The following is a 25197-nucleotide window of genomic DNA, read 5'->3' as shown; positions in this document are numbered from 1 at the left end:
TGCCGTTTCGGAATGGCGGCCGCACGGGCAGGTCAGCGGTCTTGGGACAGTTCCAGGAGCTCGGCGAAGGTGCCGCCGGCGTGGACCAGATCCTCGTAGGTTCCCTGCTCGGTGATCCGACCGTGCTCCATCACGATGATGTGGTCCGCGATCTTGGTGTTCTCCAGGCGGTGGGTGACCACGATGGTGATGCGGTCGGCGGCGATGGCCTTGATCTGTTCGAAGACGGCGTGCTCACCGCGGGGATCCATCTGCGAGGTGGGCTCGTCGAGGATCAGCAGGCTGGGCTTGCGGTACAGGGCCCTGGCGCCGGCGACGCGCTGCCACTGGCCGCCGGAGAATTCCGATCCGCCGAAGATGTCACGGGCGAGGAGTGTGTCCAGGCCGGTGGGAAGGTCCTCGATGGCTTCGCGGAGCCCGACGGCGTCAACGGCGTCCCAGACAGGTCCGTCGTCGCGGGTGCGGGGCTGGCCGAGGGTGATGTTCTCCCGGACGCGTAGGGGCCACTGGGCGAAGATCTGCGGCACGAGACCGGTGTTCGCCCACACGGCGGCGGGGTCGACCTCGGCGAGGTCCGTGCCGTTCCAGGTGACCTTGCCCTTGTCCGGCAGGTAGATGCCGGTGAGCAGGCGGGTCAGGGTCGACTTGCCGGAGCCGTTCGCTCCGACGATCGCGAGGATCTCGCCGCGCCGCAGCTCGAGGGACACGCCGTCGACGGCGGCCTTGTCCTTGCCCGGATACCGGTACACGGCTTCCTCGACCGCGATTCCCTCGATCGGGGCGGTCACGGTGCGGGGTCCGCGCTGGGGAGCGCGGGCCGTGGCGTCGTCGAGGAAGGACTGCATGTCGCCGAGGTAGAGGCTGGTGTGGAAGACGGCGGCTCCGTTGATGACGACCTGCGACAGGGCGGCAAGCGTCGTCTGCACGGCGACGACAGCGGTGGCGGCGACCGCGAGTGCGATCCGGCCGGTTACGGCGAGCCAGGCCAGCGCTCCCCATGCGGCGACGAGGAAGAAGCCGCCGGCCAAGGAGGAGAGGAGTGAGATCCTAAGGGTCCGCGGCGCGGCGGCCAGCGTACGGCGGTCACAGCGGTCGGACAGTGCGCGGTACCAGTAGCTCAGGTAGTCGGTCATCGAGTTGGCGCGGACCTCGTCGCCGTACTTCGAGGTGGTGGCCCACCAGCGCATCATGCCGCGCACGTTGCGGTCGGCCACGTTGGCGTAGTGGGTGTCGTAGTCCACCCTGGCGGTGAGGACGGCACCGATGCCGGCCGGGAGCACGGCGAGCAGGAGCAGCGGCAGCATCAGCACGTTCAGCACCGACAGTACGCCGCCGGCGGTGATCATACGGATCAGTGCGGACATGAACCGCTGGGCGTCGCTGATCATCACGTGCGTACGGATCACGCCCATCTCGGCGGCTTCCTGCCGGTCCGAGAAGCCGTCTTCGGCATAGGCCGCGGCTTCGACCCGGCACACCGCTTCGACCAGCGCGGTGTCCGTCTCCGTGGTCAGCAGGGGAGTGATCCGCCGCTCGGCGTAGGCGGCCACGGAGCCTGCTCCGCGGCCGAGCGCTGCGGCCAGAGCCACCACCGTCAGTGAGGGCAGGGCATCGCCCAGCCGGTCGGCGACGGCATTCTCCGAGAGGAGTGGTTCCATGGCGCGGGCCGTCGCGGTCAGCAGGACGGCTGCCGAGGCGCCGATGACCACCTGGCAGCCGAGCAGGAGTTGCACCGCGCGCCGGTCAGTCCGCCACGACAGCTGGGCGATCCTGCGCAGGACCTTCGGAATCTGGGCGCACATCCGCCGAAAGGAGACCTCGGCGAGGGGGTTGACGGAGTACTGCCTGCTGTAGGTGATCTCCGCCGGTGGTGGTGGCGGCACAACGTCCTGTTGCTCGCGGGCATCGGATGAGGTCATCGTGGCTCCCCGTTGTCGGTCGCGGCTGGGTCACGAGGCTCAACGACACCGCCGGAACTTCGAACACCTGTGTTTCGGACGGACTGAGAACCCTGCGATAGAGCGCGCGGCGGAGCTTGTGCGATGCACCGACCCTTGCCGCACCAGGGGCCGGGTGCTGAACAGGGGTGGCCAAAACGCCGAGGGTGCCCGCGGTTTTGGCGGGTGGGCTTTCAGGGAGGGGGCTTCGGGTCTCGAGGATCGGAACGCCTCCGCCGGACCCAAGGCGTTCGTGCTCGAGAGCGCAGGTGTGGACGTCGTCTCGGACGGCATCGGTCGTCCTGGCGGGCGTGCGGCGGCAGGTGCTGCATGGGCGCGGACCGGGGTGTGTGGCCGGCCTGCTCGACCGGTCGGCGGCAGGTCGCCCACACCGTGTCCTTGCGCTCGACACCCGACACCAGTCCGAGCGGTAGGCGAGGTTGGCTGGGGCTGGGGCTGGGGCTGGGAGCTCAACTCGCCTGTTCCGGACTGCGGTTCAGGCTATGATCTGGTCGAGACATCGCCTGCCGACGGGCAGGGTCTGCGCTACGGCCTGCGGCCCGCGCACGACCTTCGGGAGCTCTGCGCAACCGCGGATGTCGACGCGGCGACTGTACCTGTTGCCAGGCAGCGTGCAACGCCGCTCCGGTGGGCAAGCCCGCGACCGTCGCCGACCTCACGCCGTCGAACAGCCCCCACCACCGACCTCGTCGACCGTGTCGTCATCTATAGGCGATGCGGCGCCGTTTCTTATGCGGTGCCGGGACTGTCGAGGAAGCGAAGCAGTACGGCGGCCTCGGCACGGAGCCGCGCGGCTCGGTCAGCGTGCGCGGGTGCTGTCAACTGCGCCGCGGCATCCAGTCGTTCGGCGACCTCGGCACGCACGACATCCGCCACACTGCGCTCGCTCAGCTCACACCGCTCTGCTTCGGTGACGCCGACCCCGACCGGCGAATACTCCAGGGCCGAATCCCGGAGTTCAGTTTCGTCCACGGGCACCGCCTCAGCGTTGTCCAGCGCGGCAAGTGTTGTGCGAAGGGCGCTCACCGCGGCCTTGTCACGGGCGCGCATTGCTTCGGGCAGTGCTTGACGCATACGAAGACGTAGAGACATACCGGTGACCCTATGGCGGCGCCCGTGGGCCGACAACGCCATATATGTGCGGCACCAGACGTACCAGACGTACCGTCGACTGCGGCGCTCGACAAGATCGCGAACTGGGACTTGAGCACGACGAGCGGCAGGCTGTTCCGCCGGGAGGGACGATGACGCGCGGCGGTGGGGATGCTTCGTGCTCAGGAGGGAACCGGCCCGGAGACCTTGTGGAAGCCGTGGAAGTGCCGGGTTCGTTCGCCGGCGGCGAGAAAGGGGCGAACAGGTCACGGAACCTGCAGCCGCTACGCCCCCGGCGACCACCGACGGTACGGCGCAGGTACGCACGTCGGGTCCGCTGAGCCTCGCTCGTCCTCGACGTGGACGATGTGAGGTTCGGTGCCATCCCGATGGCGCTCGGAACGTCCGGACAACCGTACCGCGCTGGATCTCGGCAAACTCATCTGAAACATTTTCAGCGGTCCACCGCGTCTGTGAGATGTAGGCCAACGGAAAGGCGCCGAGGGGTGGGAATGAGAAGGTCCCGGACATGGTCCCGGACAGATGAGTTCATGGAGTTCGCCACAGGACGCGCGGGGCATCTGCACCGCTCCGCGTGCCTGCTCACCAGCGGAGACACCCACCTCGCCGAGGACCTGGTGCAGGAGACGCTCAGTCGGATGTACACCCTGTGGGGCCGTATGTCCCGGATCGACAATCCTGCGGCGTACGCCCAGACCGTTCTCGTCCGCACCTTCCTGACCCATCGGCGCAGGTACTCCGCCGCTGAGCGTCCCCTGGCGAACCTGCCGGACGCCCCGGTCTCCCGGGCTTCGGACGACCCGGCTCTGAGACTCGCGCTGCTACAGGCCCTGCGGGAGGTGCCGCCCAAGGACCGGGCGGTGGTGGTGCTGCGGTACTGGGAGGACCGCAGTGTGGAGGAGACGGCGGACATGCTGAACGTCAGCTCCGCGGCCGTACGCACCCGCTCGACCCGGGCGCTGGCGAAGCTCCGCGAACGGCTCGGGGGCAGCCTGGCCGAGTTGATCACCCCGGCCTGACCTCCGCCGTTCGTTCTTCCTCCGCTTCGAACAGGCGGGCCGACGAGAGCCCGTCCCGTTCATAGATCCGCTCTCCCGTCCGCACCAACACTAAAACTGGTGGTTCCGCATGCCCTTTGAAGACGAGCTCGGGAGGGTGCTCCGCGACACGGCGGGCACCTTCACCACCGACCGGCGTTCCCTCGCGGAAGGCAGCCTCGTGCGCGGCCGGCGCCGGCTGGCCCGCCGTCGTGTCTCCGCTGTCGCCGGAAGCGCGCTGGCAGTCGTCCTCGTCGCCACGGCCGGTGTCCGCCTGGGCGGTGAGCATGACGGTGGCGGCAAGGCCCGCGGCCTTGCCACGACCCCGCGACCGGCGGGTGACTACGGCCACTTCACGGTCACCGCCAAGGACATGGAGAACATCCTCCAGAACGGCATGAGCGTCGCCGGGATCGCCGTCGTGCGCCCGACGGTGCAGGGAGCAGGCAGCTCCGAGGCGTCCCGGCCCGCGACCGCCTCCTTGGAGTTCGGGGACGGCTTCGGCGCGGCGAAGGTCACGCTGTCGGTGCGCCGCGTCGACCCGGCCGAGCAGGCCACGAAGAAGCTGATCACCTGTCCGCCCGCACAGGGTTCCCCGTACGAGGAGTGCGCGACACAGCCCGACAACCGCGCCGTGAAGGGATACACCGAGGCGGGCAAAGCGGGTGGGGTCAGGAAGTGGGCGGTCACGATGCTCTCGTCCAAGGGCTACCTCATCGAGGTCGCCACCAACAACGTGTCGGCCGCCAAGAACGCCGAGGCAGAGCCGGTGACCCGCAATCCACGTATGAACCCGGGCAAGCTCCGCTACCTGGCGATGTTCGTCGACGGCTCCTTCGCCGACGACGGGGAGCCCAACGCGTTCGGTACGGTCCAGCCGGGCTCCGAGGCCGAGCCGGGCGACATCCTGCCCGTGTTGAAGGATCTGCTGCCCGAACGCCTCCACATCTACTCGGAGGGTGGCTCCGGAGCCGACGCTCATGTCGTGGTGTACGACGGGAAGAGCGGGAAGCGGACCTATGTCGAGGCCACACGGATCGCCGGCGACAAGGAGTCGTGGAACGAGACCCTGGCCGACGGCACCAAGGTGGGCACCCGGCAACTGCCGGGGCAGCAGCCGGGAGTTGTGCAACTGCGGGTCGACGCACTCCGGGTGAACGGTCTCTGGATGTCCGTCTCCGCCTACAACGCAACGAGTCCGGCTTCCAAGAAGAGCGGCACTGCCCCGTTGGTCACCGCCGAAGAACTCAAGGCCATCGCCACCAGCCGAACCTGGCTCCTCGCCCGCTAGGGTTCGCCTGCAATCGCTGATCGGGCTTCTCGGGACGGGGTGCGCGATGCCGCCCCCGCGCGGGCGGGCGCGGAAGCCGCGGGAACTGCGGGCCTCGAGATGGGCGCCGAAGTCGCGGTTGCGCAGCGCGGCCGGCCGTGTGCGGTTCGCGTGGGGCGAGCCTCGGCTCGGCTCAACGGGGACCGCGCCATTCGACCAGCAGGAGGGACGCGTCGTCCGTCGTGACGCCGCCCCGGGCCAGCTTGAGCGCGTGGGACAGGGACCGGGCCACGGCCGGTACCTCCTGTGCCGTACGTTCGACGTGCTCCACCCAGCGGATGAGCTGTTCCTCGCCGAACTCCGCGCCGCCGGCCGCGCGCTCCTCGACCAGTCCGTCCGTGAAGCACATGATCCGGTCCCCGCGGTCGAGGCTGAATTCGCTGATCACAGGCTCGTGACCGCCGAAGCCGACGGGGAGCGTCGTCGGGCCGCGGAGCCGCCGCACGACGCGGTGCCCGCGGATCAGCAGCGGAGCCGGATGGCCCGCGTTGACCCACTGGAGGCGGCCCGTCGCCGTGTCGAGGCGCATCATCTGAGCGGTCACGAAGTGGTCGGGGCCGAACAGCTCGGCGATGGCCCGGTCCATGAACGCGTAGATCTCCGACAGCCCGACGCTGCTCCGACGGGCATGCCGGTACGCGCCGATGGCCACTGTGGCCATCGTGGCGGAGTCCAGGCCGTGGCCCATCGCGTCGACCATGGCCACGTGCAGCAGATCGCCGTTGAGGGCGTAGTCGAAGCTGTCGCCGGCCACGTCGTAGGCGGGCTCCAGCGCTCCGGCCAGGCTGATCCGGGGCGTGGACATCGCCAGCGGCGGCAGCAGCGACCACTCGATCTCCGCCGCCACACTCATCGGTTCGCTGCGCCGGGCCCGGAAGAAGAGATCGGTGTACCCGTGCTTCGCCGTCAGCATGTCGGCCACCAGAGCGGCGATCCGGCGCAGCAGCCGCCGGTCGTCCTCCACCACCTCGTCCAGGGTGACGGCCATGATGCCCACCTGGTCTCCGCCGTCCTGGAGGGGCAGGTAGAGGCGGACACTGTCCGTCCGCGGCACTTCGATGCGATGCGCGGCCTGGAAGGCACGGCCGGCGTCGGAGCCCTCGATCGGCTGCGGATCGCCGGCCGCGAGCCCGTCGAGCGGCAGGGGCACCAGCCACACCTGGCCGTAGTCCTGCAGAAAGACCGAGGTCTCCCGGCCGCCGAGCCTGCCCACCACCTGCGCGACGAGCAGACCGAGGAGATGGGGCGGCACGTCGTGACCCTGGTCCAGCAGAGTGCCCAGGAGTTCCTCGCCGAATCCTTCTGGCCGACTCGTCCCACGGCGGCCGTGCGGTCCCGGAGCGCGGCGTCGCCCAGGACGGATGCGCCGGTGGATCCTCAGGAAGCGGTGCACACGAACTCCCGACAAAGCCACCCGGCCGATTCAGCGTGGCAACGGCCTCTGCCGCCCATCCCACGGAATCTCTCACGACGACCAGCGAGGGGATCGGCGGTTCACCTCACACGGCCGTCACCCGCTTCGGACGCCTCTCCCTCCTCCTCGTCGGGAAGGTGGACGTCGTCGACGGCGATGTTGACCTCGACGACCTCCAGGCCTGTCATCCGCTCCACCGCGCCGATGACGTTGGAGCGCGCGTCACCAGTCACGTCGACGATGGAGGCGCCGTACTCGACGACGATGTTCAGGTCGACGGCGGCCTGGCGCTCGCCGACCTCGACCTTCACTCCTCGCGTGACGCCGCCACCGCTGCCTCCACCAGGCACGCGTTCCCGCATCGCGCCGAAAGCGCGGGCCATCCCTCCGCCGAGATTGTGGATGCCCGGCACCTCACGGGCGGCCATGCCCGCGATCTTGGCCACTACGCCGTCCGCGACGGTGGTCTTCCCCCGGGTCTCCGCCGGAGCCCCGGATCCGGTACGGCCCTTCAGTGTGCTCACACCGGCGTCGGGCCGACCGGCCGAGCCGACGCTGGTAGTGGTGTCCGTCATGGCGATCGCCTCAGTCCTGTCCGATGTGCTGTGTCCAGACCCCGGGTACCCGATCCTCACGAGCCGCGAACGGGATCGGCAACATCGAACGGCGGGCCTTCCTCCACGGAGATGCCCCGGTCCGACATCGGCCGTGGTGCCGGAGGCGGCGCAAGGTCTGCGTCCCGGAGGCAACGCGAGGTTTGCGGAGCAGCAGGGACCTGAACCGAGGTGCCGGAACGGGCCGCCGTCATGAAACCGCCTCTTCTCGGCCCTGGGGGAGTAGGTTGGAGGTCGAGGATCCTTCAAACACCGGCGCTCAGGCCGGTCTCGTCCTCCTGGTTCGACCACACCGGGTGCTTCGCGCTCGAGGCAGGTTCCGCATTATGGCCGCCGAAGCCGCTCACTCGTTCGACCGTGCCTCAGCCGCGCCGGGAGTGTCGTCGTACCCGGCAGTCGCCCGGCCCACCGCAGACGCGCTCCGCTGGTTCCTCGCCTGAGGCGAAGACGACAGCACTCCCACGGGGCGTGAAGACAGCGGCTCGCGCAGGCAGCCCACCGTGTACGGCAGGAGCAGCTGACCGCACGCTGCCCATATCCGTCGCCCCCGCAGCCCCTGCCCTGCCGCGCTCTTCCCGGAGCGGTTCACCCCTACCGAGGCCAAGGAGCCCGGCATGTCGCTCACCTTTCCCACCACCCTGGCGGGGCCGACGCCGAACGCCCCCGCGCCGCCCCGGGGTTACGACAGCACCTCCCCCTTCCCACCCGACGGGCCGGCCCCCGAGCGAAACAGCCGGCACGGCTTCCACCGTGCCGACCCGCCTGTGCCCGGCACGGTGTCGACCGCGGCCAGATCGATCTCTGCGTCACCGTCGTCCGCCTCCTCGAACGGCTCGGTGGGGTGCACGACGTGCGCCGGCCCGCTCCGGCCCGGATCGCCGTCCGCCGGGCCCGAACCCGCGCGCCCGATCACCGACCACTGATCACCGGCCGCCGCACGGCAGCCGACAGGAGCAGACATGACCACCGCATTGCAGCCCCCGCCTCCCTCCCATCCCCTCCTCCGGTTGAGCCTGGCGCCCCGCGGCGCCATGCCACGCCCCATCGACGGCGCCTGGTGGCCCCGCTCCTACGACCTGCTTGCCGAGCTTCCCGGCCTTCTGGGCGGACTGCCGCCCGAGTGGGGCCACATCACGAGCGTCACCGTCAACGGGTCGAAGTGGTCCGCGACGCCCGGCCGAACACTCGTCTCCAACCAGGTCGTACGACTGTGCAGAACGGCGACGGCATCCGCCCCGAACACCGTCGTCCTGCTCGCGCCCGGCCAGGGACGGTGGGATCTGCTCGTCGTCGCCCCGGACAGCACCGAGCAGGACGCGCAGCCGTTCATGGCTGCTGCGGCGGCCGGTCACTCCTGACCTCGAACGGTGGACGGACCGGTCGACGAATTTCACTGTCCGAGTCGTCCGCTCTGAGGGGCCCGCCGTGGGCACGGCGTCCTGGCTCGGCCAGGCCGACCTGCCGACGTACGGTCTCATGCTCGTTGCCGGTGAACTGCTGTCCCGCAGCTGCGGGACCAGCCGACGGCCAGGGTGAATCGGACGGAAGCGACGACCGCCCAGCGGGCCGGGGCTGCTCAGGACGGTCGGGCCGGCGGTGATGCGGTGCATCGAGGTCTCTCCGACCGACCGTCGGCCAGTGCGCATGGTTGACGCGGATCCGGTACGGCGTTCGGGCCCTACGCCCGTTGCCCCGGTGTCTCGGATCGCCGGCCATGCGCACAGCGCGGCCAGCGGCGGCTCGACACAGAGCGCCATCGCTGCGGCCATGACGAGGTCGCCCTCGGGAACGGCCGAGGAGCTCAGGAGCACCGCGCGAAGCACGCCGGCAGCGCGGGCCTGTCGGAGGAACGGCAACATGACCGCCGCCGGGTGGGAGTCGCCCACGGGCGGTATGAGGTAGGCACGGTCGGCTCCGTCGAGAGCGCCGACGCCGGTGGCGGGGTCGTACCAGTGTCGAGACCGGACTGGCGACCGGGGCGGTGTTGCGACTTCGACATGGTGGAGTGAGGGAACCCGGAAGCAATGGCTGGGATGTGCTGTCCAGCCAGAAGCGCAGCAAACTCCCGCCCGGGCCGATTCACGAGCGCGGGTATTCCGGCCACCGGGGCACTGGCGACACGACGTGAGAAGGGGCCCGGCTGATGCCGGGCCCCTTCTCCCTCGTAGCGGGGACAGGATTTGAACCTGCGACCTCTGGGTTATGAGCCCAGCGAGCTACCGAGCTGCTCCACCCCGCGGCGGTAGTGCCACTCTACACAGTGATCGACACGGGTGCGTCCACGGCCCTCTTCGAGCGGGCAAGCAGCTTTGCCCCGCGTTTGAGGGGGGCGGGCCGCTGCGGTGCCGGCCATCCACCAGCGGACGGGCTGATGGACGGCCCACGGCGTGATCAAATACCTCGGCCGCCGGGTATGCGGCAGCCGAGGGGGGACCGGACCTGGCGTCCCGGTTGAGCCTGGTGGTCGTCAGCCGGTGGACGAGGGCCAGTTCGCGAATGGCGGGTCCTTGCTGCCGGGCTCGGGATGGTCGGCCGGCTTGCCCGGGCATACGCACGTGTCCCTTCTCCAGATCTTGTCCGCGTGCGTTCACAGTGCGGCGTGGATCAGGCGGGACGCCTCATTTGATGCTGAGGATCCCGACCGCTCGAAGTGGTGCATCTTGATCGTCTTCTGCGCGGCGCCTAGGCTCCCATGCTCATGGAGATGGGGGAGCCGGGCCGCGCTCGCAGGCCGTGGCGCGACCGGCTGGTCAGGCATCGTGCGATCGCGGCCCTGCTGGCCGGGGCAGTGGGGCTGGCCGTTCTGGGCGCGGTGCTCCTCGTCCTGCCGGGTGTGGTGGTCGACCACGATCTCGCCGGGGCGAGCGTCGCTGCGCAGGACCGGCTGAAAGCGGTGAACGACGTCCGTACGACACTTCTGCAGGCCGTGGGCGGCATGGTCGTGCTGTTCGGCGCGTACGCCACCTGGCGGCAGCTGCGCGTCAGCCAGGACGGCCTGCGCGCCACCCAGGAGGGTTATGTCACCGACCGGTTCAGCCGGGCCGTCGATCAGCTCGGCAGTGACAAGCCGGAAAACACGCATCGGCGGGCTCCACGCGCTGTGGCGGATCGCGGAGCACTCCGCCCGTGACCGCGAGGCCGTCATCTCCATCCTGGCCGCATACCTGCGTACACACCTGCCCTGGCCGCCCGCCGGACCGGAAGCTCCGGCGACGGACGTCCCCATCAACGACGTCGTGCCGCTGGAGGTCCGTGCCGCGGACGCCCAGGTGGCGCTGACCGGGCTCGGCGTGTTGTTGCTGCAACCCCGGGAGCAGTCCTGGGTCAACCTCGGCGTCACGGACCTGCGCCGGGCCGACTGCGACGGGCTGTGGCTGCATGAGGTCAACCTCGACCGGTCCTGTATGGAGGCGGCGGGCCTGTACCACGCCAACCTGACGCAGGCGTCTCTCGTCTCGGTCAACCTGCGCCACGCCGACCTCAAGACGGCGATCCTGCGCCGGGCCCGCTGCGTTCTGGCCGACCTGCGGGGTGCCCGGCTGGTCGAAACGGACTTGCGTGACGCGGACTTCACCGAGGCGGACCTGCGCGAGGCGAACCTGCGCAAGGCCGCGGCAGGCGGTGCTGTCTTCCGCCGAGCCGACCTGCGCCTGGCCGACCTGCGTGGCTCCGACTTGAGCGCGGCCGACCTTCTCCAGGCACGTCTGACCGGCGCGCTGGCCAGCGAGCACACTCGTTGGCCGGCCGGTTTCGACCACGTGGCCGCCGGCGTCGTCATTGCCGAGGACCCCGGTCCCGAACCTCCGCCGTTGCTCCAGCCCTCGGGGATAACGACGCAGCACCCGCCCCTGCGGTCCATGCCGTGACCGAAGGGGCGGGCCTGAAGACCTGGCGCACGCGGGAGGATCCGGTCGCGCAGGTCCTCCCCTGTGGCGTCCATGGTCACCGCGCGGAGTCATCGTGCCCGGTGGCCCCGGCTCCGGTGCCGGCGAGCCGGTAGGCCTCGGCGCCGGTCTCGATGATGTTGCCGCCGAAGGTGAGCCGGGTCCACGATGGCCGCGCAAAGCCACGGGCCGGTGGAGGTCTTCGTCCTTCCGAACCGTTCGTCGGAGGCGATGGCGACGCCGTTCTTCTCCTCCCGCTCGGTCAGACCATGTGAGGACCTGCTGGTCCGCACCTTCTCTGCCTTCCCGAGTTCGAGGGCTGCGACCTCGACCTCGCGGGCTGGGCGAAGACGCGCTCCGCCAGTCCCGGGCGGAGTAGTTGCTGCCCAGCCCGTCACGTAAGTCCAGGCACTCAGCCGCGACGCAGGGTGTGGAGACCGTCGTTCGGTCAGTTCTCGAGGTGGGCGAGTACGGAGCGCACCGCGTCGCGCACGGCCTGACGGGTCTCCTCGGTGGAGTCCGTCGTCTCGAAGCCGTGCAGGCCCTCCGGGACGTCGATCACCTCGATGTCCCGTCCATGGGCCGCCGCGGCGGCGAGGAACTCCTCGACGGTCGCCGCGATCTCCACGCGTTCCCGCTCCACCCGGGTCAGCACGATCGGCAGCGCACCGGCGGTGCGCAGCGCGGCCGCGGGCCGGAAACGGGTGTCGGTCAGGCCCCAGTTCGGCAGCGGAGCGAGGACCGGGTACGACGCGGCCACGCAGCGCAGCCACGGCGGGGGCGCCGCGATCCAGTCCGTCGCAATCAGCCCGCCGGCGGAGAAGAACCAGAGCGCGACGCGGTCTGGGTCGACGCGCGGGTCGGCTCGGACGCGTTCGACCGCCGCGGAGACGTCGTCGGCGGCCCGCTCGTAGTCGGCGAGGTCGTGCAGCCGGTGGTCCACCGTCACGCCGACCGCGCCCAGGCTCGCCACGTACCGGCCGTAGCCGATGAAGGCCGGCCACTCGCGCGGGGTCGGCGCCACGCCGACGGGCACGGGACCGCCGTGCACGAACACCACCGCGGGGCGGGGGCCCTCCGCTTCGGGCAGGTGGAGGTCGACGCGTCCCACACGTTCGCGCGGCCGCTCCGGCACGTCGAGGACGAACGGCCGCAGATGCGCCGGCCGCTCACCTGCCGCGGGGTCCAGCCGATACCCGTCCCCCGCAGCGGCCTTGAGCAGCACGGCGGCAAGCTCGTCCGGGGCGGAGAGCATCGGCCAGTGCCCCGTGTCGAGTTCGAAGAAGGTCACGCAGCGGTCGACGAGTCGTCGGTCTCGATGTCGATGTGCATACGCGGCGCATCATCAACCGACTGGATCACGGTGGCCAGTTGGTCCACAGCGCCGACCAGCGACGTGAACTGGGGCTCTGCCGAGTCGACACGGGCGGGTACGCCCAGAGCGGCTGAGCAGAGCCGGGCCGCCGCCGAAGCCTCCTGCTCCGGAGCGTCCACGATCAACGCGTACATTCGTGATCGGTGCATGCATGTCACTGTAGTGATCGCGGAGCAGGGCCAGGGCTCCGGGAGACGTTCTGGGAGCATCCTGCGTAGGTAGGGCCGGGCCGGTCGGCGCCGCGGCGGGTTGTGGGGATGCCAGGCACCGGCCCCCTGGTCCTGCGGCTTGTCCTGGCCACTGGTCGCGGGGACCCTGGCGGTGCCGGCGGCTCGGTGTGGAGCCGCGCCGCCAGGGCCGCGCGCAGCGTGGGCGGTGAACCCGGCGCCGGAGCACCTGACGGTGCGACGCTCGTGCTCAGGGTGTCCCAGGGGTCTCAGGCACGCCAGTGCACTTTGAAGACCCACGCGTGCTGCCCCGCCTTGCGTGCGGCTTCGGGGACGTCGATCACCAGCGCCCCGTTGCTGAGAGTCCATGTCAGGGGCCGGCCGTGGCCGAGCATCGTCACCTTGTCGCCGCCGCGGATCGGGATCGGCGCCTCGATGGCGAGTTTGGCGCCCGGCTCGGCCAGGGAGTGGATGTAGAAGGCCTCGTCAGGGCGGACGGTGAACCGCAGGTCCTCGCCGAGTTCTGCCATCCGGGACCAGTACGTGGTGTCGTAGATCGCCTCTCCGTTGGTGCGCAGCCAGCGGCCCGTCTCACGCAGCCGGGTCTGCATGATCTCGGGGATGGTGCCGTCGGCGCGCGGGCCGATGTCGAGGAGGAAGTTGCCGTTCTTGGAGACGACGTCGACGAGACTGCGCACCACCGCTTCGGTCGTCATGTAAGCGTCGTTCGGTGTCGCCTGGTTGTAGCCGTAGCTGAACGGGTCCAGGCCGCGGCTGGACTCCCACTTGGCCACGACCGTGTTGTCGTACGTCGTGTACTCGGGCGTTGTGAAGTCGTGGAAGGCGATGCCCGCACGGTCGTTGACGGTGACCTCGACGGGCCGGGCGCGGTTCTTCGCGTGGTTGAAGTAGTCGGCGAGGACATGGAGGCTGTCGTTGGCGCCACCGATGTCACACCAGATGACCTCGGGGTCGTAGCCGTGGATCAGTTCCTCCATCTGCGCAGCTTGGTAGTCCTTCACATAGTCCTTGCCCGCGGTGTAGCCCGTGTACGGCACCGGCTCCTGGGTGTACGGATTGCGCGGGCCGTGACCGGTCCAGGGATTGTCCGGGTTGAACCACTCGGGCATCGAGAAGTAGAGCCCCCGGTGGAGCTCGGGTGCGTAGCGGCGGGACGCGTCGAAGAGTTCCTTGACGAGGTCCCGTTTCGGGCCCATCTTCACGGAGCTGCGCTCGGAGACCTTCGTGTCCCACAGGGCGAAGCCTTCATGGTGCTTCGAGGTCAGCACGTGGTATTCCGCGCCCGCGTCCCGGAACAGTTCGACCCAGGCGCGTGGATCGAACTTCTCCGCGGTGAACATCGGGATGAAGTCGTCGTACGCGAAATCTTCGCCGTACTTCTCGCGGTGATATGCGAAGACGGCGTTTCCGGGATCCTGCATGTGGTTCCAGTACCACTCGGCGTACTGCTTTCCGACCGGCGACCAGGCGGGCACCGAGTAGACGCCCCAGTGGATGAAGATGCCGAACTTGGCGCCCTGGAACCAGTACGGCGCCTGGTGGCCGGAGAGAGAAGCATCAGTGGGCTGGTAGTCGGCGACGCCGAGGGTCAACCGGCTTTTCTGCGTGACGACTTGCGTTCCGCGTCCGGTGACGGTCACCGAGCCGTCCCGGGCCGTGCCGGGGGAGGTGCCCGCACGGTTGCGGATGCCCACGCGGATGCGCGCCTGCTCGCCGGGGTCCAGACGGCGGATGCGAGCGGCCTCGACGGTGCGGGCTCCCGGAACATCGACGCGCACCGACACGTCGTCCGCGGCCAGGACGGCGACCGTCCCCGCGTTGACGACGGTGGCCTCGATGCTCTGGGCGCCGGACGATTCGAGGAGCGAGTTCGTGGACCGGGCCCCGAGCAGGGCCAGCGCGCGTCCCTGAGCGGCAGGTTGCAGGGACAGCGCGAACACGTGGAGCGACGTCTTGTTCGCCTGGGCCGGGTTGGTCACCGGGAGTGTGATCGCCACGGCGTCGCGCTGTGGGTCGAGCCACAGCGCGGACGTGCCGATCCCCACCCGGTGTTCGTCCCTGGCGCCGTCCGGTCCGTAGCGGTACGGCGCCGACAGGGATCCGCCCGCGGAGTACCAGTCGGAACCGCCGAGGGTGGCGGTCGTGGTCGAGCCGTCCGCGTAGTGGACCGTGGCTGCGCCGGAGGCGTTGCCGTAGCTGCCCGCGGTGAGGAAGACGGCCGAGAGGTAGCGGCCTTCGGGCAGTTCGACGCGCTGGCCGAGTGCGACGGCATTGTTCTTCGCGCCGGCAGCCGAGGCCGGGAAGACGAAGGGCACGCCGTCGACTTCGACACGGCCCGTGGGAAGTTCCTCGCCCGGGAACGTGTAGCCCGAGCCGTCGAAGTCGCCGCCCCGTGCGGAGGCGGTGTCGACGCCGTCGTTGTCGTAGAGGGCATCGAGCGGAACAGGGACGGGGTCGGGGACGGGAGCCCACGGCCCGGCGTGTCCGGCGAGAGGTTCGACGGCGTGTGCGGCGGTCGTTGAGGTGAGGGGAAGGGCTGCCGCGGTGGCGATTCCGGCTGCGGTGCCCAGGACCTGACGTCTCGGATACGTACCCATGAGCGACTCCCATTCATCGGATGTCTAATGATTGGGTGGGTACGCAACGCTGTCAATGGCGCGGAAGGGGGCGGTAGTTGAGGAGATAGGTAGGATGACATGTGGGGCGGCTCGGACGCCTGCGTCTGGAAGGACAGCGGCCCGACGCAACTCGCCCAGCGCCTGGAGCTTCTGACCGTGCGGGGCGAGGAGATCAGTCAGCCGACGGCCTCCGAGTGGCCCAGGGTGTCTTCGAGGCCGAGTTCGGTGGCACGGGACGGGGACCGCGTCCGCAGGTCCTCGTGCGCTACGGGTCCAGGTCCGGGAAGGTGCTCGCGGGTTCAGGACCGCGGCCGGCCGGATCCCCGATCCCGGTGGCTTCCGGCGGGCTGGATCCGCATGCCGGGTCGCCGCCGGTGAACAGTCAGGTACGACATGCCCCGCTCGCCCGCGACAAGGCCTCGGGTGGAGCCGTGGGGCAACCAGGTGAGGCTGCCTTCGCTCAGGGGGCACGGTCCGTCGGAGGTGACCAAGGTGCCCTCTCCGGCCACTACCAGCAGGAGGACGTCCAGGTCCGGCTCGGCGTGGGCTTCGACGTGCTGCTCGGCCGGGATCCGGACGATGTTGGCGTCGAGTTGCCGACCTGGCTCCGACAGTCGCCACACCGCGCCCGTCGATGCCGTACCCAGCTCATCCAGCGTTCCGGTGTCGAACAGAATCCGAGGCACCGGCGCTCCGTCGGCCGGGCTAGAGGAGTTGCCGTCTTCCGCAGTCACCGCTGCCACCATCCGATACGCCTTGCCTTCTCCACCACCGGCATGGGCCGGCCCTGCCGAGCAATGCCGGAAGCCGCCGGTTCCCGACGCGCCCCACATGATCAGGGCACCCTTGGATTGTCGCAGTTCGCGAGCCTTGTACGGGCAGCGCCGCCGGAGGCCCCGACCCGATGGAGGGTCGGGGCCCCTGGGCCGCCGGTCAGCAGGTGATGGTGCCCTTGCGGATGGCGTGGCCGCCGTCGTTGGTGTCGTCGGCCCAGTACACCGGCTTGGAGCCGGTGGTGCATTCGTCGCTGCCGGCCAGGGAGAAGCCCTCGTTGTTGTAGTTGGGCATGCCGCTGGGGCGGTTGTAGACCGCGGTGGTGGCGAAGGCTCCGGAGGCATCGACCTGCATGGTGCGGTGCTGACCGCTGCAGGTGTCATCGCAGACCAACCACAGGCGTGAGGTCTGCGGTTCCCACTGCAGTTCCATGACGCCCCCCATGCCGGTGCTGATGGAGGCGACGCGGCTGAAGGCGCCGGAGTCCTGCAGAACGTAGCCGTAGACCATGCCGGTGCCTTCGACGCCCAGGAAGAACACGCCACCGGTGTGCGAGCCGTAGACGCCCGGGGCGTAGGCCGCGCCGGTCGAGGCGTCCCTGAACCCGGCGGCGGTCAGGTAGCTGTCGGGTACCCAGGTGATGCCTTCGAGGCCGAGGTTGGAGCCGGCCGAGGGCAGGTCCGACGTGAGGTTCCACTCCCGCGCGGCGGTCAGTGCGGTGGTGCTGCCGGAGATGTCGTAGCGCAGCACGGACAGCCGGCTGGTGCCGGAGGCGTCACCGTTGCGCTCGCTGGCCAGGTACACGCCGCCCGTCGAACCGGAACCGGTGAGGGTGACGCCCTCGTCGTCGGGAGTGCCCGAGCCATTGGGGTAGTGCACCTTCTTGCCGGAGCCCCAGCCGTTCGTGGTGTCGGGCTGCCACCCGCCGGAGCCGTCGCGGACCAGGCGCCACAACTCGCCGCTGTTCTGGGCACCCCACATCACGCTGCCTTCCTGGTACAGGCCGCTGAGGTCCTCACCGAAGACGTTGGACGCGTCGGCGGTCGTGACCGTGCTGCTGCCGGGCCACGCCACGGGGGTAGTGCCGCCGCCACCGCCGGCGCCACAGGTGTTGTGGACTCCGAGGGTCACGGCCGCCTGCTCGAAGTTGCCGGTGCCGTCGGGGCAGCGCGACCAGGAGGGGGCGGAGTGACCGCTCCAGGAGAAGCTGTCGACCAGGGTCTTGCCGTCCGCCGAATAGAGGCGGGCGTCGTCGTCGGAGCCCAGCCCGAACTTGTCGTGGACATCGAACGCCCGGTAGGCCCCCGGACCGAGCGTGGTCCCTGAAGCGATCTTGTAGCTGTGGGTGTTGTCGTCGTCCTTCAGGATCCAGCCCGAGACGTCGATCGTGGCAGTTCCCTTGTTGAACAGCTCGATCGAGTCGTTGACGTCGCCAGTGGTGACCACCTCGTTGATACGGACCTCGTCGGCGGGTGCCGCATGGGCCGGGACGGCGGTCAGGGCGCCTGCGGTCAGCAGCGGTCCGGCGACAAGGAATCGGACAAGGCCTCTGCGCCGGCGGCGGGTGGTCGAAGCAGTCACTTGGTCCATCCTGGAGTTGTCGTGATCAGGGCGGTATGACCGTTCCTTCACAACCTGAATGGAGTTCCTTCATCGAGGCAGACCCCTTGTGAACGGTGGCGGAAGTCCCGGAGCCTCCTGGCTGTGAGCCCTGCTGCGGCTGCGAACGGTGCCCGGGCCTGGACGGGGGTTCCCGGTGCTGGTTGGTCCGGCGGGGGCGGCAGTGCCCGTGCCCGGATCGACGTCTACCGCGCCGCGCTGGAGACGGCCGGGCTGCCGCTCTCGCACCACGTCGCTGCGCCTGGCCGCGGAACTCCAGCACCGGCTGCTGCCCTCGGCCGCTTCCTGTGCGGCCGCCGAGTTCGGCCTCGCCGGCCCGCTGGTCGCGGGCCTCCGGCGTCGCCGGTGACACCTACGATTATTCCCTCGACCACGGCACCCCGCATCCGCCGGTCGCGACGCCGTGCGGCTTCGTCAAGCGCCGCTGAGGATCATCGCGCCGAGCGTGAGCTGAGCGCCCCACTGCACCCCCACGGCCCCGACCCTCGCGTACGTCCAGCGGGCGCGGGGCCATATCAGGGCCGAGAGGCCGGCCAGCACGGACAGCCAGAACATGCCGTGGAGGGCGGTGCCGGGGACTGTCGAGCACTGCTCGCCGTAGGTCAGGCAGCGGCTGCCGCGCTCGGTGGCCAGGACGGCCAGCCAAGCGAGCCCGACCGTCGGCAGGAGCGACACGAGCCCGGTCACGGCCCAGCCGATGACAAAGCGATCCTTCGCTCGCGGGGTGAGCGTGCTCTGGTGCGGAGCTGGGGTGTTCATGGCCCCATCCCACCGCGCGGCAGGGCTGTCCGTCATGCGCTGTGGTACTCAGTCCCCTGTGCACACATGCTCAGCTGTTGGCCTGAAGCGTACGGAAGGCAAAGCGCTTTCGGGAGCCGTTGTCGGTGCCGGATGACACCATCCGGCCATGAGTGGTGAATCTTTCAACTGGCGCGAGTTTCTGGGACGTTGGCAGGAGGAGTGGGTCCCGCGCGCGGATGCGGATGCGGACGACGACGGGCAGACCGTTGTCCACCCGGGCAGGCCCGGGGCGCAGGAGCCGGCGATCGCCGCGGCCGAGGAGCGGCTGGGGCGGCGGCTGCCGCCCTCGTACCGGGAGTTCCTGGCCGTGAGCGACGGGTGGCAGGTGGACCAGACGGCCGGGGTCTACCAACTCGGCGGTGTCGCGGACATCGGCTGGTTTCAGGATCCGTACGACATGACTCCGCTGTACGAGGAGAATCTGGGCGACAACCCGTGCCAGGAGGACGTCCTGCTGGCCGGGATGTGGCAGCGGGCGCTGCGGCTGGAGACGGACTCCGACATGTCGTACGCCTTGCTCGACCCGGGCAACAGCGACCAGGACGGCGAGTGGGCGCTCTACGTGTACAAAGGCTGGAGCGGTGAATACCCGGACCGTTACCCGTCGTTCCGTGCCTACATGGAGGCCATGTACCGCGGCTTCCACTCCGACCGGACGGAGAGAGCCGACTTCGTCAACGCGACCACGCGCGCTCAGGACGCCCATGTGGAGGAGGCCCGCCTGCTGTCCCTGCGCGGACGGTACGAGCAGGCCCTGCCCCTGCTCGAGGAGGCGCTGTCCTTCGGACGCCCGCACAGCGCCGTCCTGCTGAACCAGCTCAGACATCTGCTGGCTCCGCGCAGCTCCCGGGACTACGGCAACCTGGCGGCCGACCCGCGCTACCTCCCCGAGATTCTGCCTGTGCAGGCCATGACGCCGGCACGCGGCGAATGGCGGCTGGGCGGAGACGACCACTGGCTCGGGATGATGACCGCCCGCGGGACCGCCCGGGAGACCGCCGAGACCGCACTGAGCACGACGCGGGACGGCACCCATCGCTACGCGCCTCCCGGACCATGGGGCCGAGCCGTCGCCGAGGCCCGGGAGATGGCCCGCTTGGGGGCGACCGACGCCGCGTGGCGGGTGCTGCGCGACGCACTCCCGCTGTGGGAGGCGCCCGGGCCCTCACTGATCGCCCCGATCGGTCTGCTCGCCGATCCGGTCCTGGGCCCGTTGGTCACCCCGGAGCGCGGGCGGGAAATCCTCGCGACACCGCGGGCCGGGGAGACGGGACCCGCTCCCGAGCCGGTGCCCGATCTGGACCCGCCGGGCCTTGCCTGGCTGACGGAGCCTGCGGTGAACCGGCAGACGCTCGACGGATACCGCTGTGTCTGGGTCGAGGGGATCGACCCTGCCCGCCTGCCCGCCCTGATCGGCGAGGCCGGCGCCGGACTGAGCGCGCCCGCGGATCCGCGCATCGCGTCCTGGCGGGCACCCAAGCCGCACGAGAGGGAGGGCGTGGAACTCTGGGAAGACCGGGCCGTGGTGGCCGTCGGCCGCACCGTCGAATCGTGGGCCTTCGCCTTCGACGGCCACTCCCACCACTACTTGAACAAGCTGTTTCTGTCTCCCGCTGCGTCCGCCTCCTCGGCCGGCCGCGCGGTGGTGGTGTGGCGCGACCCGAGGCCCTCGCCCTCGGGTGACCACCCGTCCGCGTTCCACCTGTCGGTCGCCGAACAAGGCCAGGAGCTCTACGCGTTCACCGTGCGGGGTAGGGAGATCCAGCGCTCCGGCGAGGTACCCGAGGCCTTGGACCCCGAACTGCTGTTCCGCCCGGAGGACACCGAACCGGACGGCGAGCTGCGTGCGTTGCAGGCCCTGCACACCGAACTCGGGCTTTCGCTGCCCCGCTTCGCGCTGACCCAGGGCAGGCTCCGCACCTTCACCACCCGGTCCTGGACCCGGGCGCCGCGCGAGGGCGAGGGGTTCGCCTACGCCTACATCAGCATGGGGCGGCACCGGCCCTGAACTCGGCTTCAGGTCGGCGGCGGCCTCGCGGTGTGCATCACTGCCTCGGCAGGGTCCAGGGCCTCGATCAGGATCGAGCGCGCCGCAGGAGCGCGCCGCACGTGGTGGCGCCGCACGTGGTGGCGCCGCACGAGGTGGCGCCGCACGAGGTGGCGCCGGACCGGAGAGCCCGCCGGCCTCGGTGCCGGCGGCGGCTGACCGCGGGACGGCTGTGCACCAAGCGGCTGAACCACGTGAACGTGGACATCGGTCCGCAGCCGTCGTACACCATCGTCTTCGGTGACTGGCTGCAGTTCGCGGGCGACGACGTGTTCAACGCGGGCGACGACAACACCGTCGGCTCCAACAGCTGACGCCTTTCCGTCTCTCTCGGCGCCCCGCTGTCCCTCGCAGCTGCTCAAGTGCTGCGCGGGCAGCGGGCCCTGGGAACGGCAACGAGCGCCCGGCGCGGCGCCGGACGCTCGTGCATTGCCCCTCTGCTGACGATCACTGGCTTCAGTTCACGGTGAAGTAGTAGTCGTAGGAGGCCAGTTGCATGCCCGAGCTGGTTGTCCCGTAGACCTGAAGGTCGTAGGAGCCGTCGGAGGCGGGGGTCCAGCCGATGCTCGCGGAGTGGTCGTCGCCCGCGGCGATCGTGACCTCGGGATCCCCGTTGAGGGAATACGTGTAGCTGACGACGTCCTTCACCTTCGACGTGAACGTGAAGGAGCCCGGGACTCCCACTCCACCGCCCGGACCGTTCTCGGGGTAGACGTCCGAAACGACTGTGGGAGTGGTGTCGTAGGTGCTGCTCCACCGGCCCGCGTCGGAGACCCACCCGTCTGCGCTCTTGCTGGACACCTCAAGCGCCTCGCCGTAGATTCCGTCCAGGACGACGGTCACCTTCGCCGTACCGTCCGTCTCCGCCGCGACCTCGATGGTGTTGCCGTAGGCCTGACCGCCGATGGTCTGAATGGAGTAGCTGACGACCGGGTTCGTCGCCTGGAGTCCAGGAGCGGGCTGGAGCGTGAACTCGGTCGGCTCGCCGAACTCGGGCGACGGGACGGCTGGGGTGACGCTGGGCCCCGTGGGGCTGACGTAGAACATGTAGCTGGTGATCTCCGACGCGTTGAAGGCCCGGTCCAGGCTTCGCACCCACAGGGTCTTCGGACCGGAGCCGTTCGGCGGAACCAGGCTGACCGTCGCCGAACCGCCGGGGGCGTCGGCGCGCATGAAGTTCCTGGGTTGCGAGTACGGGTCCACGAACTGCGGGATGCCGTGATCACCGATGTGGGCGATGCCGACGATCGGGAGGGGCAGCAGCCAGGCGTACTCGAATCCGGTGACATCGTCGTCGTCTTCGGCGCTCAGCGTGAACTGGGCCTGAGCGCCACCCGGGTTGAACACGCCCTGCTGGTAGTTCGCTGAGGAGATGGCGGGCGTGGTCACCGGACGGGTGTTGTCGATCGTGACGTAGCAGGGGGCCGACCAGTTCGAGGCCGTGCCGTCGGCCACCGTCTGTGCCTGCCACGCGTAGGTCCGCCCGTCGGTGAGCGCGGCGGCCGGCAGTGTGGCCGGGGCCTCGATGCCCGGGAGCGCGTTGGGACGGGTGGCCGTGGTGATGCCGCTCGGGTCGACGACCGGCCAGACCCGATACTGCACGGTGACCAGTGAGTTGTCGGCGGTGTCGGTGGTTCCCGGGATGCCCTCGACGCCGAGACCGGTGCCGGCCCACAGGTATGTGGGTCGATCCGCGTCGGTCGAGCAGCTCTGGTGGCCGTTGAACAGATCAGTGGGCACGGTGGGCGTCCTGCCGGCCGCGCTCGCGGGCGACGCGGCGGCGGCCAGTACCAGGCCGATGGTTCCCAGAAAGGCGAGAACGGCACGCGATCGCGTGCCGAAAGACATGGTCAAGTGGTACCTCCGGCTCCGGTGCCCGCATCCAGTGCTCCGATGCGTACTGGCGTTCGAGCGATGGGGAGATCGTATGAGGTGCCGCAGGCCGACGCACGAGAATTACGAGAGCGCAGCGAAACATGTGCCGTGCCTGTCCGACGGGCCCGTGCCGTCGGCCGGAGGCCACGAGCCCTATGAGTGTTCGCCGAGTTGGAGGATGCCTGCGAGGGAGAAGCACAGGGCGCCGGTGAGTGTGCCCCAGTTGGCGATGTCTGCGTTGACGAGGCTGCCGGTGGCGGGGCGGGTGTACGCGGCAAGGGCCGCGACCATGAACAGGATGGACCCGAGCTGGTTGGCGGCGACGATCCACCAGCCGAGGTCGTGCGGCCGGACGCAGAGCCGTCCGTGGCAGATCTCGACGAAGGCCAGGTGGCCGGAGATCAGGAAGAGGATGCAGCCGATCACGTCGGGCGCCCAGATCAGCCGGTTGACCTGCTGGACGCTCAGGCCCTGCAGGAAGGAGTCCAGCAGGTCGACGGCGAAGACGAGTGTGCCCGCGAAGAGGACGAACGTGCTCAGCCAGTCCACCCGCGTCGGCTCGTAGCTCCACCATCGCCAGTGGCGGGTGACCAACCGTCCTTCGCCGCCGGGGACGTGGCGAGGTGCGTTGATCACCTGAAGCAGCGAGACGTACCCGCCGGTGGTGAAGAACAGTCCGCCCGCGAAGTAGATCGAGGCGCACTCGGTGGCGTCGCCGGAGCCGAGTTGGCCGACGGCCGCGCCGGCCGCGAAGAGCGCCCCGCCGATGATGAAGGCGATCGCGGCGATGGCGTTGAGTCGGCGCAGCCGGGTGATGGAGATGGCGTCCGCACGGATGTGACGAGTGGCCGCCGCACTGAGGGGACGGACGGCGAGCACCCCACGGCGCCGCGCGAGCCGGGACTCCCACACGGCGGTGCCGCCGTCGGGAAGGTGCCAGGTGAGCCGGGTGGTGAACGGTCCCGCGCCCTCGGCGCGCTGCTCAGGTTGCCCCACGGGCCGAGCCTAGAACCTCTGGCAGGACCCAGGACGGGCGAAACGCCGTCCTGGCGAGCCGGCGCTGCAGCTTGCGGGCTGCGGCATGGTGACCGGGCCGAACCCCGTGTGCAGGTCGAAGGCGGCGAAGTGGCCCCGCCGCCCTTCCAAGTCGTTCGCGCACGACGACGGCCGGTGCGCCGTCGCCCACCCAGGAGCCGACTGGGGTCGGCAGGCACGTCACCCCGCCTGCGAATCGGTCCGCACGCTGCATCCGGCCTGCGGTGCGTTCCACTGCGAGCACCGGCCGTCCGGCAGTATGACTTTGTGGCTCGCATCTTCGAAACCCGTTACGGCTCCGCCGACCTGGTACAAACCCGTCTGACGGCGGCCGGCGCCGCGGTGGTGACCGTCGGTGCGGGGTTGGGACTCAGGGCTGTGGCGGCAGGGGACGTGGCCAAATACGGCGGAGACGCGCTGTATACCCTCCTGCTCCTCACTCTTGTCGTGCTGGTGGCACCGCGGGTCACGCCACCGACGGCCGCGGCAGGCGCGCTGGCCGTCAGTTGGGCAGTCGAGTTCCTGCAGTTCAGCCAGGTGCCGGCTGAACTCTCGCAGCGCAGCACTCTTGCCCGCCTCGTGCTGGGTTCCACCTTCAACGCGCCCGACCTCTTCTGGTACGCAGTCGGCGCGGTCGTGGGCTGGCTCATCCACACCGCAGTCGGTTCCTTCTCCTCACGCCATGGTGCCGGGCACGGTCGAGGCTGAACCGCTCCAAATCTTGTGGCTCGTCGATTGTTCAGCCCGGTGATCCCCATGCAACGGAGTCCGGCATGAGTGTGCGGGCATGATGGCTGCCGGGTGCGGTGGCGTCACCGCGCGTCCACCCGTCTGAGCGCCCAGTCCCCGGTAGCCGACGTCGGCAAGAGTCTCCACGCCTGGCCCGCCGGCCAGGAGCTTGACCAGGCCCAACTGCCGGGCCTGGGTGATGCGCGCGCAGCTGGCGGGTGCGGCCGGGCTGCAGAACAGCAGCGCCCGTCAGCGTCCGTGACGATCATGGACTTTACGGCGTTCTGCGGGTTCTTGCCGGAGATGACCTTCTCGGTCCTTGGGTCCGGCGGTCGGGCGCCAGAGCCGGATCTCGGTGCCGTCGATGAGCCCGGTCTGCCCGCTTGCGCCGAGATGGCTGATGACTTCGGCAAGCTGTCACTGCGATGCGGCGCGAGGTGCGGACCCGGTACGCAAGGGCCGGCCGTGGTGCCTGCCCCTGGAGGACCGGATCCTGCTGTTAGCGGGTTACTGGCGTACGAACTTGACGCAGCGGCAGCTCGCCTCGCTGGTCGGGGCGTCCAAGTCAGCCGCTGACCGCATCATCGGTCACCTCGGGGCGTCGCTCGCGCTCCAACCCCGCAAGCGGTTCCGAAAGGACGCCGTGCTGAGCGTCGACGGCACTCTGGTCCCACGCGGGATGACGCGGTTGCCGAGCAGTCGAAGACATCTCATGTCGCTGGCGGGTCAAGTAGGCGCTCAGGCAGCAAGATCTACCGGTGGTGCGAAGGCACGGTCGGGGTCGA

At 69.8% G+C, this 25197-nt stretch carries 19 protein-coding genes, 1 tRNA gene and 4 pseudogenes; 9 read left to right on the top strand and 15 right to left on the bottom strand.

Annotated features, from left to right (window positions below; translation table 11 throughout):
- Positions 1–32 precede the first annotated feature (32 nt).
- Positions 33–1919, bottom strand: a complete 1887-nt coding sequence (locus ACFWBB_RS36115) for an ATP-binding cassette domain-containing protein (protein ID WP_385281420.1) — start codon at positions 1917–1919, stop codon at positions 33–35.
- A 768-nt stretch (positions 1920–2687) separates the two neighbouring features.
- Complete coding sequence (locus tag ACFWBB_RS36110) at positions 2688–3008, bottom strand: hypothetical protein (RefSeq protein WP_385281452.1); 321 nt, start codon at positions 3006–3008, stop codon at positions 2688–2690.
- 554 nt (positions 3009–3562) lie between these two features.
- Here ACFWBB_RS36110 and ACFWBB_RS36105 point away from each other — a divergent pair.
- Positions 3563–4090 carry a SigE family RNA polymerase sigma factor gene (locus tag ACFWBB_RS36105; protein WP_385281418.1) on the top strand — a complete coding sequence of 176 codons (528 nt, stop codon included), beginning with the start codon at positions 3563–3565 and terminating at the stop codon, positions 4088–4090.
- Between the two features lie 109 nt (positions 4091–4199).
- On the top strand, positions 4200–5399 hold the full coding sequence (locus ACFWBB_RS36100) for a hypothetical protein (RefSeq protein ID WP_385281415.1): 1200 nt from the start codon (positions 4200–4202) through the stop codon (positions 5397–5399).
- 172 nt (positions 5400–5571) lie between these two features.
- Here ACFWBB_RS36100 and ACFWBB_RS36095 read toward each other — a convergent pair whose 3' ends face one another.
- Positions 5572–6801 (bottom strand): PP2C family protein-serine/threonine phosphatase, encoded by a 1230-nt coding sequence (locus ACFWBB_RS36095; protein ID WP_385281449.1) that lies wholly within the window; start codon positions 6799–6801, stop codon positions 5572–5574.
- Between the two features lie 131 nt (positions 6802–6932).
- A complete protein-coding gene (locus tag ACFWBB_RS36090) occupies positions 6933–7427 on the bottom strand; it encodes an Asp23/Gls24 family envelope stress response protein (RefSeq protein ID WP_385281412.1) in 495 nt (164 codons plus the stop codon).
- A 998-nt stretch (positions 7428–8425) separates the two neighbouring features.
- Between ACFWBB_RS36090 and ACFWBB_RS36085 the strand changes: the two genes are divergently transcribed.
- Positions 8426–8824, top strand: coding sequence for a DUF5994 family protein (locus tag ACFWBB_RS36085; protein WP_385281410.1), 399 nt, complete (start codon positions 8426–8428; stop codon positions 8822–8824).
- Positions 8825–9244: 420 nt separating this feature from the next.
- Here the strand turns inward: ACFWBB_RS36085 and ACFWBB_RS36080 are convergent.
- A pseudogene (locus ACFWBB_RS36080) lies at positions 9245–9418 on the bottom strand (ergot alkaloid biosynthesis protein); the annotation flags it as partial.
- A 213-nt stretch (positions 9419–9631) separates the two neighbouring features.
- Positions 9632–9705: transfer RNA gene (locus tag ACFWBB_RS36075), tRNA-Met, on the bottom strand.
- A gap of 465 nt (positions 9706–10170) precedes the next feature.
- Here ACFWBB_RS36075 and ACFWBB_RS36070 point away from each other — a divergent pair.
- Both ACFWBB_RS36070 and ACFWBB_RS36065 read left to right on the top strand, forming a co-directional pair.
- A complete protein-coding gene (locus tag ACFWBB_RS36070) occupies positions 10171–10596 on the top strand; it encodes a hypothetical protein (RefSeq protein WP_385281408.1) in 426 nt (141 codons plus the stop codon).
- Entirely contained in the window at positions 10526–11332 is an 807-nt protein-coding gene (locus ACFWBB_RS36065; protein ID WP_385281405.1) for a pentapeptide repeat-containing protein, read from the top strand. The genes ACFWBB_RS36070 and ACFWBB_RS36065 overlap by 71 nt, the downstream gene beginning before the upstream one ends.
- A gap of 76 nt (positions 11333–11408) precedes the next feature.
- Here the strand turns inward: ACFWBB_RS36065 and ACFWBB_RS36060 are convergent.
- From ACFWBB_RS36060 to ACFWBB_RS36030, 7 genes and pseudogenes are all read right to left on the bottom strand, one after another.
- A pseudogene (locus ACFWBB_RS36060) lies at positions 11409–11616 on the bottom strand (hypothetical protein); the annotation flags it as partial.
- A 182-nt stretch (positions 11617–11798) separates the two neighbouring features.
- Positions 11799–12662: pseudogene (locus ACFWBB_RS36055) on the bottom strand (alpha/beta hydrolase); the annotation flags it as partial.
- On the bottom strand, positions 12638–12874 hold the full coding sequence (locus ACFWBB_RS36050) for a hypothetical protein (RefSeq protein WP_385281402.1): 237 nt from the start codon (positions 12872–12874) through the stop codon (positions 12638–12640). The gene ACFWBB_RS36050 and the pseudogene ACFWBB_RS36055, both read right to left, overlap by 25 nt.
- Before the next feature lie 287 nt (positions 12875–13161).
- A complete protein-coding gene (locus tag ACFWBB_RS36045; protein ID WP_385281399.1) occupies positions 13162–15510 on the bottom strand; it encodes an alpha-L-fucosidase in 2349 nt (782 codons plus the stop codon).
- 320 nt (positions 15511–15830) lie between these two features.
- Positions 15831–16364 carry a cupin domain-containing protein gene (locus ACFWBB_RS36040; RefSeq protein ID WP_385281396.1) on the bottom strand — a complete coding sequence of 178 codons (534 nt, stop codon included), beginning with the start codon at positions 16362–16364 and terminating at the stop codon, positions 15831–15833.
- Positions 16365–16464: 100 nt separating this feature from the next.
- Entirely contained in the window at positions 16465–17886 is a 1422-nt protein-coding gene (locus tag ACFWBB_RS36035) for a lamin tail domain-containing protein (protein ID WP_385281393.1), read from the bottom strand.
- A 453-nt stretch (positions 17887–18339) separates the two neighbouring features.
- Positions 18340–18684, bottom strand: coding sequence for a hypothetical protein (locus ACFWBB_RS36030; RefSeq protein WP_385281390.1), 345 nt, complete (start codon positions 18682–18684; stop codon positions 18340–18342).
- A 148-nt stretch (positions 18685–18832) separates the two neighbouring features.
- Between ACFWBB_RS36030 and ACFWBB_RS36025 the strand changes: the two genes are divergently transcribed.
- A complete protein-coding gene (locus ACFWBB_RS36025; protein WP_385281388.1) occupies positions 18833–20734 on the top strand; it encodes an SMI1/KNR4 family protein in 1902 nt (633 codons plus the stop codon).
- 101 nt (positions 20735–20835) lie between these two features.
- A complete protein-coding gene (locus ACFWBB_RS36020) occupies positions 20836–21087 on the top strand; it encodes a hypothetical protein (RefSeq protein WP_385281385.1) in 252 nt (83 codons plus the stop codon).
- A gap of 142 nt (positions 21088–21229) precedes the next feature.
- On the opposite strand, the gene ACFWBB_RS36015 is transcribed toward ACFWBB_RS36020, so the two are convergent.
- Entirely contained in the window at positions 21230–22621 is a 1392-nt protein-coding gene (locus tag ACFWBB_RS36015; protein WP_385281383.1) for a hypothetical protein, read from the bottom strand.
- Positions 22622–22801: 180 nt separating this feature from the next.
- The gene (locus ACFWBB_RS36010; RefSeq protein ID WP_385281380.1) at positions 22802–23644 is read right to left on the bottom strand and encodes a hypothetical protein; all 843 of its coding nucleotides are present in this window, start codon (positions 23642–23644) and stop codon (positions 22802–22804) included.
- A gap of 306 nt (positions 23645–23950) precedes the next feature.
- Between ACFWBB_RS36010 and ACFWBB_RS36005 the strand changes: the two genes are divergently transcribed.
- Together ACFWBB_RS36005 and ACFWBB_RS36000 are read left to right on the top strand one after the other, a co-directional pair.
- Positions 23951–24391 carry a DUF2809 domain-containing protein gene (locus ACFWBB_RS36005; RefSeq protein WP_385281377.1) on the top strand — a complete coding sequence of 147 codons (441 nt, stop codon included), beginning with the start codon at positions 23951–23953 and terminating at the stop codon, positions 24389–24391.
- 421 nt (positions 24392–24812) lie between these two features.
- A pseudogene (locus tag ACFWBB_RS36000) lies at positions 24813–25117 on the top strand (transposase family protein); the annotation flags it as partial.
- Positions 25118–25197: the final 80 nt, after the last annotated feature.

This window comes from Streptomyces sp. NPDC060000, assembly GCF_042737375.1.
Taxonomy (GTDB): domain Bacteria; phylum Actinomycetota; class Actinomycetes; order Streptomycetales; family Streptomycetaceae; genus Streptomyces.
This window is presented reverse-complemented; position numbering and strand designations above follow the sequence as displayed.

Bases quoted from the DNA above. Each gene is read 5' to 3' on its own strand.
- ACFWBB_RS36050 (WP_385281402.1), bottom strand. From the start codon at position 12,874: ATGCACCGATCACGAATGTACGCGTTGATCGTGGACGCTCCGGAGCAG.
- ACFWBB_RS36105 (WP_385281418.1), top strand. From the start codon at position 3,563: ATGAGAAGGTCCCGGACATGGTCCCGGACAGATGAGTTCATGGAGTTC.
- ACFWBB_RS36085 (WP_385281410.1), top strand. From the start codon at position 8,426: ATGACCACCGCATTGCAGCCCCCGCCTCCCTCCCATCCCCTCCTCCGG.
- ACFWBB_RS36100 (WP_385281415.1), top strand. From the start codon at position 4,200: ATGCCCTTTGAAGACGAGCTCGGGAGGGTGCTCCGCGACACGGCGGGC.
- ACFWBB_RS36090 (WP_385281412.1), bottom strand. From the start codon at position 7,427: ATGACGGACACCACTACCAGCGTCGGCTCGGCCGGTCGGCCCGACGCC.
- ACFWBB_RS36040 (WP_385281396.1), bottom strand. From the start codon at position 16,364: ATGTGGGGCGCGTCGGGAACCGGCGGCTTCCGGCATTGCTCGGCAGGG.
- ACFWBB_RS36045 (WP_385281399.1), bottom strand. From the start codon at position 15,510: ATGGGTACGTATCCGAGACGTCAGGTCCTGGGCACCGCAGCCGGAATC.
- ACFWBB_RS36110 (WP_385281452.1), bottom strand. From the start codon at position 3,008: ATGCGCGCCCGTGACAAGGCCGCGGTGAGCGCCCTTCGCACAACACTT.
- ACFWBB_RS36025 (WP_385281388.1), top strand. From the start codon at position 18,833: ATGAGTGGTGAATCTTTCAACTGGCGCGAGTTTCTGGGACGTTGGCAG.
- ACFWBB_RS36070 (WP_385281408.1), top strand. From the start codon at position 10,171: ATGGGGGAGCCGGGCCGCGCTCGCAGGCCGTGGCGCGACCGGCTGGTC.
- ACFWBB_RS36030 (WP_385281390.1), bottom strand. From the start codon at position 18,684: ATGAACACCCCAGCTCCGCACCAGAGCACGCTCACCCCGCGAGCGAAG.
- ACFWBB_RS36015 (WP_385281383.1), bottom strand. From the start codon at position 22,621: ATGTCTTTCGGCACGCGATCGCGTGCCGTTCTCGCCTTTCTGGGAACC.
- ACFWBB_RS36115 (WP_385281420.1), bottom strand. From the start codon at position 1,919: ATGACCTCATCCGATGCCCGCGAGCAACAGGACGTTGTGCCGCCACCA.